Below are 12,209 nucleotides of genomic sequence, written 5' to 3' on the forward strand. Positions count from 1 at the left end.
TCGGATCTGAGCGATGATGAATAAATTTTTACGACAGGGATGATCATGATAAACAACTGGAAGTTGGGACCGAAGCTGATCGGCGGCTTCGGTACCGTGCTGGCTCTTTTTGTCTGTGTGATGGTTCTCTACCATAATTCGGTCACCTATTCCACGAACACCTTCAATGCCCTGATGGATCTCGAGCAGGCCATTTCCGAGCATGCGGCCCAGATGGAAATCAGCCTGTTCCAGGCGCGCATCGAGGAAATGAATTATCTGAACCGCCCGGATGAGGCCCATCGCACCGGACTGTTGACCTTCGTGGACGGGGTGATTGCCCAGGCCGATATCATCGCCGCCCTGGCCGAGAAGGCCGATGACAGGGAAACCCTTGAAAAGATTAAGACGATTCAGGGCGGTGCCCGTTCGTACCGGGACGATTTCAACAAGGTCGTCGACGCGATCAACACCCGGGGCGTGGACGAGACGTCGGGCCTATTGGGGGCCTTCAACAAGACCGTGACCATTTTCATGGACAACATGAGCCTTTTGGAGGTGGAGGAGCATTATTTCGAACTGCTGATTCTGAACAAACTCCAGGCCGAATACATGCTCTACCGCACCGAGGCTCTCGCAAACAGCATGCGGGACAGCATCGACAGGTTCATCGCCCTGGCCAACGAAAAAGAAGCCAACGCGGTCAAGGACATTATCAACAACATGATTCTCGATGTGATCCCCCGCTTTGCCATTCATTTTGACGCTCTTGTGAAAAAGAAAGATCTGGCGGATATCCATGACCCCGACTACAAGGCCATGCGATCGCTTTTGAAGGAAATAACCGAAATTCTCGGGGCCGCCTATTTCAAGCAGGCCAGGGCCTATGCCCTGGATATCAGGAACAATGAGAAAGATTACCTGCTGACGGGTGATCCGCGCTATGTCAAGTCGACCAAACAGTCCATCCAGAACGTTCTGGATGCCTTGAAGGTGGCCACCGTCGAGGACGATTATAAAGAGGTGGGCCGGGACAATCTGGCCGAGTATGTCAAGGCCTTCGACACGCTGGTGGCCGTGGATCAGAAGATCAAGGCCCTGAAGGAACGCATGCTCGGGACAGTGAACGCCATCCTTCCCATCGTGGAGGAACTGAACGAACGGGCCCAGGCCGTGAGCACGGAAAAACGCCAACAGGCGGAAACACGGATTCGAAACCGGGTGGCCATGGCCTTTGCCATCGGTCTGTGTGCCATTGTCCTTGGGATTGTCCTGTCCATCGTGATCACCCGGGGCATCACGCGGCCGATCGTCGCCACGGTCGAATTCGCACGGAATATGGCCCAGGGGGACCTGACCCAGAAACTGGCCATCCGGCGAAAGGACGAGGTCGGTATCTTGTCCGAATCGCTCAACGCCATGGTGGCCAACCTCAATGTCATGTTTCAGGACATCACCCGGGGTGTGAATGAGCTGACCGACGCCTCGTCGTCTTTGTCGGATATTTCCGGTGAGATGCTCGGGGGGGCCGAAAAAACTTCGGAAAAATCGAATTTTGTTTCCGAAGCCTCTGAAAAGATGAACGACACCATCGCCCAGGCGGCCCAGACGGTTCAGGCCTCGGCGGACAATATGGAAACGATTGCCCGGACCACCGAGGATATGAACCATACCATCCAGGGAATCGCCCGGAGTACCGACGAGGCCAGAAAGATTTCCGATTCCGCCGTGATCCAGGCGGACAGTGCCACACGCAAGATCGGGGCCCTGGAGCAGGCCGCCATGGATATCGGCAAGGTCACCGACACGATCCGCGACATTTCCGAACAGACCAACCTGCTGGCCCTGAACGCCACCATCGAATCCGCCCGGGCCGGAGAAGCGGGAAAAGGGTTTGCCGTGGTGGCCGGGGAAATCAAGGCCCTGGCCCAGCAGACCGCCGAAGCCACCCGTGAAATCAGTGAACGCATCGACGGTGTCCAGACCATTTCACGGGAAACCATGGACGAGATCAAGGCCATCACCGACGTGATCAATGCGGTCAACGATATCGTGCTGTCCATTTCATCGGCCGTCAGCGAACAGACCCAGGCCACCCGGGACATGAGTGAAAACATCGTCCAGTCCAGCCGGGGAGTTCAGGCCATCAATGAAATGATGGCGGAGAACTCGGCGGTCACCGCCGACATTGTCCGGGATATCGCCGAGGTCAGCCGGGCTGCCGAAGAGATGAATCACAGCAGCCGCAAGGTCACCCGGAGCTCCGAAGGGCTGATGCATCTGGCCGGACGGCTCAAGGAGATGGTCGGCCGGTTCAAACTCTGATCGGGATGTTACCGGTTCATTGTGTCTGACGCAATGAACCGTAAACAAGGCCTTGGCCTGATAACCACCTTCACACACAACAAAAAAAGGAGCATGACCATGATGAGAAAAGCGATCGTTCTTCTGACGGCGTTGATGCTGACATCGGCTTCCGCCTGGGCTTTGGAACTGGGTGGGGTCGAGATCCCCGATACCGCGGCGATCAGTGACACGAATCTTGTTCTTAACGGGGTGGGTCTGAGAAAGAAGTTCGGTATGAAGATCTATGCCGTGGGCCTGTATCTTAAAGCCAAATCCACCGACGGCCAGGCCATAATCGATGCCGACGAACCCATGCGGCTTGAAATGCACTGGCGCATGTCCTCGCCGTCCCAGAAAATCGATGAAACCTATTATGAAAGCTTTGCCGGTTCCGTGGGTGCGCCCAAGGCCAGCAGCTACGGTCCCCAGACGGATTTCGGCCCCATGTCCAAGGATATCGTGACCTTCATGAGCTGGCTGAACCAGCGGGCCACGACCAAGCAGGACGTCTGGACCTATGACTACATTCCCGGCAAAGGCACCGAGGTTTATATCAACGACGGCACCAAAAAGGAACTCAAGGGCGTGGTTCCCGGTCTTGATTTCAAAAAAGCCCTGTTCAAAATCTGGCTGGCCGAAGATCCCCCCGTGGGCAAAGGCCTGAGAGAGGACCTTCTCGGCATGTAACACACCGCGCCCTTGGGGCGGGGACCTCCCCCCGCCCCATCCGCCGGTCCAGCCCGTTCACTTCGTTCGCACTGTCCACCTCGTCCACTCTCGTCCGTGTCCCCGTTAAAAATCTTGACAAACTTTCGCCATATAATTAAAGTTGGCTTTAACTTTATAATGACGTTCACGCTAACGTTAAGAATGGGGCGGCTTCCCTCCGGAAAAATCGGGTGTCAACCCAATGGGGGAGCGGTGGACAAAACCGTCAACAAGGAAGGGAAAAAAGGACAATGGCACAGTTTATCGCGGATCGCAGGGACATCGACTTTGTTTTAAACGAGCAGTTCAAGGTGGATGAACTCAGCAAACACGAACGTTTCGCCGAGTTTAACCGGAAGACCATGGACCTTATCATCGGTGAAGCCAGGAACCTTTCGCTGAAAGAAGTCCTGCCCACCAACGTGATCGGGGACAGGGACGGCTGTGAATACGTGAACGGCACCGTCAAGGTTCCGCCGGAATTCCATAAAGTATGGAACCTTTTCCGGGACGGAGAATGGATCGCCATGACCGAGAAACCCGAATGGGGCGGCCAGGGCATGCCCCACTCCCTGGCCGTGGCGGCCACGGAATACCTGAACGGCGCCAACATGGCCATGTTCATGTACGTGGCCCTCACCCACGGCGCCGCCAACCTGATTGAAGCCTTCGGTACGGAAAAACAGAAAAAACTGTATCTGAAAAACATGTACTCCGGCAAATGGACCGGCACCATGCTGCTCACCGAACCCCAGGCCGGATCGGACGTGGGTGCGCTCACGACCACGGCGAAGAGAAATGACGACGGCACCTATTCGATCACCGGCAACAAGATTTTCATTTCCGGCGGTGAGAACGATTTTGCCGAAAACATCGTCCATCCGGTTCTGGCCCGCATCGAGGGCGCTCCGGCCGGAACCCGGGGTATTTCACTGTTTCTGGTTCCCAAATACCGGGTAAACGACGACGGGTCTCTGGGCGCGTTCAACGACGTGGTCTGCACCGGCATCGAACACAAGATGGGCATCCACGGCAACTGCACCTGCTCGCTTGCCCTGGGCGGCAAGGGTCAGTGCGTGGGAACCCTTCTCGGTGAAGAGAACAAGGGCATGAAGGCCATGTTTCAGATGATGAATGAAGCCCGCCTCTACTGCGGCGTCCAGGGCCTGTCCCTGGCTTCGTCCTCGTTCATGAACGCCCAGAACTATGCCAAACAGCGCGTTCAGGGCCCCAACCTGATGACCATGATGGACAAAAACGCCCCGGCAGTGCCCATCGTCCAGCACCCGGATGTTCGGCGCCAGCTGATGACCATGAAAGTCTATGTGGAAGGAATACGAAGCCTGCTTTATTATGTGGCCTACCTGACCGACACCATGCATGTGACGGAAAACGAACAGGAAACGGAACGGCTCCAGGGTATCATCGACGTTCTGATTCCCGTGGCCAAGGGTTATGTGACCGACAAGGGGTTCGAGGTCTGCTCCCATGGGATCCAGGTTTACGGCGGATACGGTTTTATCGAGGAGTATCCCCAGGCCCAGCTGATGCGCGACGCAAGGATCACCATGCTCTACGAGGGAACCAACGGCATCCAGGCCATGGACCTTTTGGGCCGGAAACTGGGTATGAAAAAGGGAAAACCCGTGATGGACCTGATGGCCGAAATCAATAAAACCATCGCTCAGGCCAAAGCAAACGACGCACTCAAAGACCTGGGCCGGGATCTGGAAGAGGCCCTGGCAAAACTCGGTGAGGTGGCCATGCACATGGGCAAAACCGCCATGAGTGCCGAGGTGATGAGCGCCTTTGCCTTTGCCCATCCCTTCCTTGAGGTCACCGGCGATTTGGTGATGGCCTGGATGTTGTTGTGGCGTGCCCTGGTCGCCTCGGAAAAGGTCGAAGACAAGAAAAAGGACCGGGTGTTCTATATCGGACAGATGAAATCCGCCGAGTTCTTCATCGAGGCCGTTCTGCCCGTCACCCTGGGCAAGATGAACGCCATTTTGAAAACCAGCCGGGCCGCCGTGGAAATCCCCGAAGACGCCTTTGTCAACTGATCGCGTGAACGCTTCGGACTCGCCGCCGTGATTCAGGCACCATGAAAAAACCGCCCGTCCCGACGATAGGGGGCGGGCGGTTTTTTTTAGTGAACCCCAACCAGTTTTTCCGGCCTGTTGTAATTGATCAGAACGATACCGATGATAAACGCCGCCAGTTCCGATAAGGGCAGGACGATGAAAATGCCCTGATCCCCGGTCATGCGCGGCAGGATCAGCAGAAACAGAACCGGCAGGAACAGGTTCCGGCAAAGGGAGACCGCCGTCGACTGCACCGCCCGGTTCATGGCGGTCAGGTAGGATGAAAACACGATGTTGATGCCGTTGAGCAGGAAGATCGGCCAGATGCCGGCCATGAACCCGGTGGCCAGCGTGAGGATTTCCATGTCGTCCGATGCGATGAACAGCCCGGCCAAGGCATGGGGAAACACAATCAGCGCAAGGCTGATCCCAAGGCCGACGGCAAACACGGTCAGGGTCGAAATGCCCAGAAAATCCGAGATTCGGGACGGTTTTTTCGCCCCGTAGTTTTTGCTGACCACCGGCTGGATGGAATCGCTGATGCCGCAGTTGATGATGATGCCTCCCAGAATGATGCTGTTGATCACGGAAAAGGCCGCCACCCCGTTTTCTCCCATCCGCTGCATGATCACCCAGTTGAACACGAAGGTCAGAAGGCCCGCCGACACCTCGTTCGAGAATTCTGAAAACCCGTTGAAGGCCCCTTTCAGGGCTTCGGACAGGCCCGAGACATTACCCTTGAACCGTAATCGTGTTTTGTTCATGATAAACGGCGCGGCAAGCGCCGCAACCGTGATCAGCTCGGACAGGCCCGTGCCGATAGCCGCGCCGGTATGCCCCATGCCCAGCCTCACAATAAACCACCAGTCCAGAGCCACGTTTATCAGGCTTCCGGTGATCATGATTCCGGCGGCGAAGAGGGGGCGGCCGTCCACGCGCAGAAAGGCCGACAGGCAGACGATTCCGGCCTGACAGACGAAAAAGAGCATCATGATTCTCACGTATTCCCGGGTTTTTCCGAAGATGGCCTCATTGGCGCCGAGCAGGGAGACCAGCGGATCCGTAAACATCAGTCCCAGGGCCGTGGCGGCAAGGGCGATGATCACGGAAAGGATCACCGTCTGGGAGAAAACGGCATTGGCCCGATCCCCATCCCGCCTGCCTAAGTACCGGCCGCAGAGGGCGGCGCCGCCCACGGCCAGCATCAGGGCGATGCCGATGACGGCGGTGGATACCGGAATGGTCAGGTTGACGGCGGCCAGGGCATGGGCGCCTGCGTGATTTCCCAGAAACATGCCGTCGATGACCACCGCTCCGGACAGGGCCGTCATGCTCAGGACTGACGGGATGGAATAATAGAAAAAGACGGGAACGGTTTTGCCTTTGACGGGATCGAACATCGTTTTCATACGTCACACACACTTTTTTTGTCCCTCCGGATTTCTGCTCCGGAGGGGTTGATACAGCCCCTGTCCGGTCAAACGATGGGACAGGGACACAACACCCCCTGAAAGCCGTTACCGGTCTTCAAACCGCGGTCGGAAAGGGAATCATACGTGAGACGAAAAGGCGCGTGAATGTTTGAAACGAGGGTGAAGCCGGTATGATGAGAGGGCCGTCAGCGGGGGGCCAGTCCCCGGAGGAACGAGGTAAGGACCAGTTCCGGGGCCTGCTTGGGGGCGATGTCGCCGTCGGATATGGTTACCCAGGCGGTGTAGATCAGGTTGTCCAGCACCGCGGCCACCCAGGCCCGGGGAATATCCGGGGCGATGACCCCTTCGGTTTTCAGCCGGGTCGACAGATCGGTCATCAAAACCAGCTGTTTGTTGTAGATGGTGTCGACGCCGTCGCCGTCCACGTGGATTGCCTCGGCGCTGAGAAAATGGAAACTGGCTCCGATGGGCACAAGAACCCGGATGATTTTCGCAAGGGTTTCGGCGGCCGGAAGATTTTGTTCGAGAATCGGCCGGGTGGCATTCTCGATCCGGCGCTCGGCCTCGTCGATCAACTCACGGATCAACTGCTTGCGGGATTTGAAGTGACGGAACAGGGTGGCCCGGCCCACGTCGGCCCCTTCGGCGATATCGTTCAGCGATGCCTTGGGGTTTTTGGCCAGAATGCTGAGCGACAGGTTCAGCAGCTTTTCCTTGGTGCGTTGTTGTTTCCCTGTTTCCATGGTGTCCCGTTTGTCGGTTCACATGCTTCAATTGGTTATTAATTGAAACATATGAGGTTTTAAAGCTCAAATTTAATCATTCAAGATCAAAATGATACTTTAGTGTATCATTTAATGTGTGGAAGTCAAGCGGTTTTTTGGTGGATTAATCCCTTTATCAAAACGGATAAATGGTTTAAACTGCCCGCGTTACAAGAACAATGGAGGGTTTTAAGGCGATGTTTTTTGCAGGAATCGGCGTGCATCCCAACCGGTCGGACATTCCGGTGGTCGTGGTGGAAAAGGTGCTGAAAAACGCCCGGAAGGAATACCATGTCCGGGACATCCGGGTGCTTTCCACTGACGAAACGGGCACCGTTGGACCGGCGGCGGCACTTCGGGCCGTCTACGAGGACGACCGTTTTTTGAGAAAAAAGAAGGTGTTCAGCCAGAACAAGCGTCCGCCCAAAAACACCTATACCCCGCCGCTTCTTGTCGTGTCCGCGGAAAACGGCGGGGACGGACTGGTCCGGGATCTCCGGGCGGAGGGCATTCCCGTGGACGCCCTGTTTTTCGACCATGACGCAGGCTGGGTCCGGAACGATCCGAAAATCTTGAGGTTCGGAACGGATTATCATCTGGACCGGCATCAGCTGGACACCCAAAAACCGCTTTTATCATCATCCCGGCTCACGATACCGGACGATCTGCCTGAAGCCGGCCTGCTCAGCGAGGAGATCATGCGATTTTCGGGCAGCAACGCCCATGCCTTTGTTTTTGACGACGCGGGTTTTCATGTGCTGGGATCCTTTCTTTCCGTTCTCTGGCATATGGAAACCATTTTCCATATCAAACGATATTGATTCGGCAAAAATTTTTCGGCAACGCTGTTCGCGGGGCAAAGCCATTAAATTCAGCATCAGATGGGCACGCTTTGCTTTGCCCATCCTACTGGCGACACAGGGTAGGATTGACAAAGCAAAGCGTGCCCATCAGTTTGGACAACTGGACAACGCGGATTTTTTTTAAAAACCCGATCCAATCAGTTGACATTCTTTTCAATTATTATAAAAATCCATCGCTTTGAATTCAGGATGGGGGTGGTGATGAAACAGCCGGTTATTGCGTTGCAGCAGGTGGGAAAGCGGTTCCATGATCACTGGGCCGTCGACAATATCAGTCTTGACATCTACCCCGGGGAATTTCTGACCATCCTGGGGCCGTCGGGCTGCGGAAAGACCACGATTCTCAGGATTATCTCGGGGCTTGAATCCTGCGACCGGGGTACGATCCTGATCAACGGCGTGGTCCACAACGACATTCCGGCCAGCCAAAGGGACGTGAACACGGTCTTCCAGAGTTATGCCCTGTTTCCCCACATGACCGTGTTCGAGAACATCGCCTTTGGTCTGTCCATCAAAAAGACGGACAAGGCCCTGATCCGGTCCAGGGTGGCGGACGCCCTTGCCATGGTCAAGCTGTCGGGCCTCGAAAACCGCAAGATATTCCAGCTGTCCGGGGGCCAGCAGCAGCGGGTGGCCATTGCCCGGGCCATCGTCAACGAACCCCTGATCCTTCTTTTGGACGAGCCTTTGTCGGCCCTCGACTACCGTCTGCGCAAGGACATGCGCATCGAACTCAAGCAGCTGCACCGCAAGCTGGGCATCACCTTTATCTTTGTCACCCACGACCAGGAAGAGGCCCTGACCATGTCCGACCGGGTGGTGGTGATGAATAAGGGCCGCATCGAACAGGACGGCACCCCCAAGGCCATTTACGAAAAACCGGTGAACCTGTTTGTGGCCAATTTCGTCGGCGAGAGCAACGTGTTCGACGGGAGGGTTCTTTCCGTAAACGGCAAACGTATGGATATCGACATGGGCGGCCAGACCGTAAACCTCGAAAACAGCCGGGGCTTTTCGGAAGGGGACCGGGTGAAGATCCTTCTCCGTCCCGAAGACATGAAGGTGGAAAAAAAAGGCGGCGAGCCCTGTGCGCCCGGTTTGTTTTCCGGGAAAGTCCAGGATCTGATCTACAAAGGGACCACGGTGGACCTGATCATCCGGCTCGATGACGGAAAAGAGGTGTTTGTCACGGAGTTTTTCAACGAGGACGCCGCGGACATCTATTATGCTCCCGGAGAAGCCGTCTGCCTGAGCTGGATCGACGGCTGGGAGGTGGTACTTTCCGATGAATAGGCTGCTCTCGTTCAAGACCTTTGCGATCGCCCTGATCGTGTCCTGGATTCTGGTGTTCATTTTCGTGCCCAACCTTCTGGTTCTGATCATCAGCTTTCTTCAGCGTGACGAGGCCCGTTTCGTGTCCCTGCCGCTTTCGTTCGATCACTACAGGGCCCTGTTTGAGCCGGTCTATTTCAAAATTTTCACCAAATCGCTGACCTACTCCTTTTTCACCACCCTGATCTGTCTGGTCACGGCCTACCCCTTTGCCTGGATTATCAGCCGGTCGGACAAGCGGTACCGATCCATCCTTCTGATTATGGTGATCATCCCCTTCTGGACCAGTTCCCTGATCCGCACCTATGCCCTTGTGATTCTTATGAAAGCCAACGGGTTAATCAATGCGCTTCTGATGGGCATCGGGCTGATCGATCAGCCTTTGACGATGCTCTACACGGATACGGCCGTGTATGCGGGGCTGGTGTATTCGCTGCTGCCCTTCATGATTCTGCCTCTCTACGCCACCCTTGAAAAAATGGACATGCGTCTGATCGAGGCGGCCCGGGATCTGGGTGCAGGCAACCTGCCGATTTTCTTCCGGGTGATCTGGCCCCTGTCCCTGCCCGGGGTGGTGGCGGGGTGCATCATGGTTTTCCTGCCGACCATGGGCCTGTTCTACATCCCCGATCTTCTGGGCGGGGCCAAGTCCATGCTTATCGGTAATTTCATCAAGAACCAGTTCCTGACCGCACACAACTGGCCCTTCGGCTCGGCGGCCAGTGTCTTTCTGACCGTGTCCATGCTGGTCATGATGCTGATCTATTTTCTGGTGATGAAAAAGGTGGAACACGCGCAGCTGGAGAGGGGACTATGAAGAGAATCGCCAATGTGTCCTACCTGACCCTCGTCTACCTGTTCCTGTATGTACCGATTCTGGTTTTGATCGTGTTTTCGTTTAACAACGCGAAATACTCGACGTCCTGGAAAGGCTTTACCCTGATGTGGTACAGCCGGCTGTTCAACAACACGCTTCTGATGGATGCCTTCGTCAATTCCATCACCGTGGCCCTGATCGCAAGCGTCTGCTCCTGCATCCTGGGAACGCTGGCCGCCGTGGTGTTTTTCAGGTACCGCTTCGCCGGACGGAAGGTGCTGCACACTCTGATTTTTTTTGTGATGATGAGCCCCGACATCGTCATGGGCATTTCGCTTCTGGCGTTTTTCATTCTGATCGGGTTGGAAACCGGCTTTCTGACCCTTCTTCTGGCCCATATCACCTTCTGTTTCCCCTTTGTGGTGGCCACGGTGTTTGCAAGGCTGCGGGGCTTTGACCGATCCATCATCGATGCGGCCCGTGATCTCGGGGCCGGAGAATTCCGGATCTTCACCCGCATCATCTTTCCGCTGATTCTGCCCGCGGTGGCTGCGGGCTGGCTGCTCAGTTTCACCTTGTCCCTGGACGACGTCATTGTCAGTTTTTTCGTCACCGGGCCGAGTTACGATATTCTGCCCCTCAAGATCTATTCCATGGTTCGCCTGGGCGTCAAGCCCGAGGTGAACGCCCTGTCCACCCTGCTGTTCACCTTTACCCTGGTGAGCGTGCTCTGTTCCCACTTTCTTGTGAAGGAGAAACGAAAATGAAACGGATGCTTGTCGCGTTGCTGGCTCTGATCCTGGCGGCCCCGGCCCTTGCCGCCGACAAACAGGAAGTCTATGTCTACAACTGGACCGAATACCTGCCCGATGAGGTCATCGCCTCGTTTGAGGCCGAGACGGGCATCAAGGTGGTGTATTCCACCTACGACAGCAACGAGGCCATGTATGCCCGGCTCAAGATTTTGAAGGGCGGTTCCTACGACGTGGTCTTCCCCTCGGCCTATTTTGTCCACAAGATGCGTAATGAAGGGCTGCTTGCCCCCATCGACAAAACGAAAATTCCCAACACCAAAAACCTCGACGACCGGCTTCTGAACAAACCCTATGACCCGGATAACGCCTACAGCATTCCTTATGTCTGGGGGTCCACCGGTATCGGCTATAACGGCGATCTGGTCAAAAAGGAAGAAGTCGATTCCTGGGCCGCCCTGTTCGATCCGAAATTTAAAAACAAACTGGTGTTCAACGACGATATCCGGGAAGTGTTCGGCGTGGGCCTGAAGGTGCTGGGCTATTCGGTCAACGACACCGACCCCGCCCACATCGAGGCGGCCTACGAAAAACTCAAGACCCTGATGCCCAACATCCGGCTGTTCGCATCGGATTCCCCCAAACAGGCTTTCCTCAACCAGGAAGTCACCGCAGGCATGATCTGGAACGGGGAGATCTTCATGGCCGCCGAGGAAAACCCGGCCATCGGATACGTTTATCCCAGGGAAGGGGCCATGTTCTGGGTGGACAACATGGTCATTCCGGTGAACGCCCCCAACAAGGACAACGCCCACCGTTTCATCGACTACATCCTCAAACCCCAGGTGGCCAAACAGATCTGCGAATACGTGGGCTATGCCCCGGCCAACAAGATCGCCATTCTGCTCTATGACAAGGCGCTCAAACAGAACAAGACCGTCTTCCCGGACACGGCCGACATCGAAAAAGGGGAATTTCAGGTGGACGTGGGCGACGCCATCCTGGTCTACGAAAAATTCTGGGAAAAACTGAAAACCGGCAATTGATGCCGTCATTGAATTGATCCCTCCCGCAGGGGCAGGCCCCCGTGCCTGCCCCGTTCGTCATGCCGTCATGCCGCTCGGGTCGTGATGG

General features: G+C 55.8%; 10 protein-coding genes. 8 read left to right on the plus strand and 2 right to left on the minus strand.

All coding sequences use genetic code 11. The annotated features are described in order from the left end of the window. Positions 1-45 precede the first annotated feature (45 nt). The 3 genes from ACYQ11_RS05295 to ACYQ11_RS05305 all read left to right on the plus strand — a co-directional run bounded on the left by ACYQ11_RS05295 (position 46) and on the right by ACYQ11_RS05305 (position 5,093). Entirely contained in the window at positions 46-2,304 is a 2,259-nt protein-coding gene (locus ACYQ11_RS05295) for a methyl-accepting chemotaxis protein (protein ID WP_459922711.1), read from the plus strand. A gap of 99 nt (positions 2,305-2,403) precedes the next feature. Next, positions 2,404-3,012, plus strand: a complete 609-nt coding sequence (locus tag ACYQ11_RS05300; protein ID WP_459922712.1) for a chalcone isomerase family protein — start codon at positions 2,404-2,406, stop codon at positions 3,010-3,012. A 272-nt stretch (positions 3,013-3,284) separates the two neighbouring features. Next, positions 3,285-5,093, plus strand: coding sequence for an acyl-CoA dehydrogenase (locus tag ACYQ11_RS05305; protein ID WP_459922713.1), 1,809 nt, complete (start codon positions 3,285-3,287; stop codon positions 5,091-5,093). A gap of 86 nt (positions 5,094-5,179) precedes the next feature. Here ACYQ11_RS05305 and ACYQ11_RS05310 read toward each other — a convergent pair whose 3' ends face one another. Together ACYQ11_RS05310 and ACYQ11_RS05315 are read right to left on the minus strand one after the other, a co-directional pair. Beyond that, positions 5,180-6,523: an MATE family efflux transporter gene (locus ACYQ11_RS05310; protein ID WP_459922714.1), complete on the minus strand. Its 1,344-nt coding sequence runs from the start codon at positions 6,521-6,523 to the stop codon at positions 5,180-5,182. Between the two features lie 209 nt (positions 6,524-6,732). Next, positions 6,733-7,290, minus strand: coding sequence for a TetR/AcrR family transcriptional regulator (locus tag ACYQ11_RS05315; RefSeq protein WP_459922715.1), 558 nt, complete (start codon positions 7,288-7,290; stop codon positions 6,733-6,735). Positions 7,291-7,508: 218 nt separating this feature from the next. On the opposite strand from ACYQ11_RS05315, the gene ACYQ11_RS05320 reads away from it, so the two are divergent. The 5 genes from ACYQ11_RS05320 (at position 7,509) to ACYQ11_RS05340 (ending at position 12,121) form a co-directional block, all read left to right on the plus strand. Then, a complete protein-coding gene (locus ACYQ11_RS05320; RefSeq protein WP_459922716.1) occupies positions 7,509-8,132 on the plus strand; it encodes a hypothetical protein in 624 nt (207 codons plus the stop codon). 243 nt (positions 8,133-8,375) lie between these two features. Beyond that, positions 8,376-9,467 (plus strand): spermidine/putrescine ABC transporter ATP-binding protein PotA, encoded by a 1,092-nt coding sequence (gene potA, locus ACYQ11_RS05325; protein WP_459922717.1) that lies wholly within the window; start codon positions 8,376-8,378, stop codon positions 9,465-9,467. Then, positions 9,460-10,323, plus strand: coding sequence for a spermidine/putrescine ABC transporter permease PotB (gene potB / locus ACYQ11_RS05330; protein WP_459922718.1), 864 nt, complete (start codon positions 9,460-9,462; stop codon positions 10,321-10,323). Before potA ends, potB begins: the two co-directional genes overlap by 8 nt. Further along, a complete protein-coding gene (potC, locus tag ACYQ11_RS05335; protein ID WP_459922719.1) occupies positions 10,320-11,090 on the plus strand; it encodes a spermidine/putrescine ABC transporter permease PotC in 771 nt (256 codons plus the stop codon). The genes potB and potC overlap by 4 nt, the downstream gene beginning before the upstream one ends. After that, positions 11,087-12,121: an ABC transporter substrate-binding protein gene (locus tag ACYQ11_RS05340; RefSeq protein ID WP_459922720.1), complete on the plus strand. Its 1,035-nt coding sequence runs from the start codon at positions 11,087-11,089 to the stop codon at positions 12,119-12,121. Before potC ends, ACYQ11_RS05340 begins: the two co-directional genes overlap by 4 nt. Positions 12,122-12,209: the final 88 nt, after the last annotated feature.

The organism is Desulfatiferula olefinivorans (assembly GCF_054657895.1).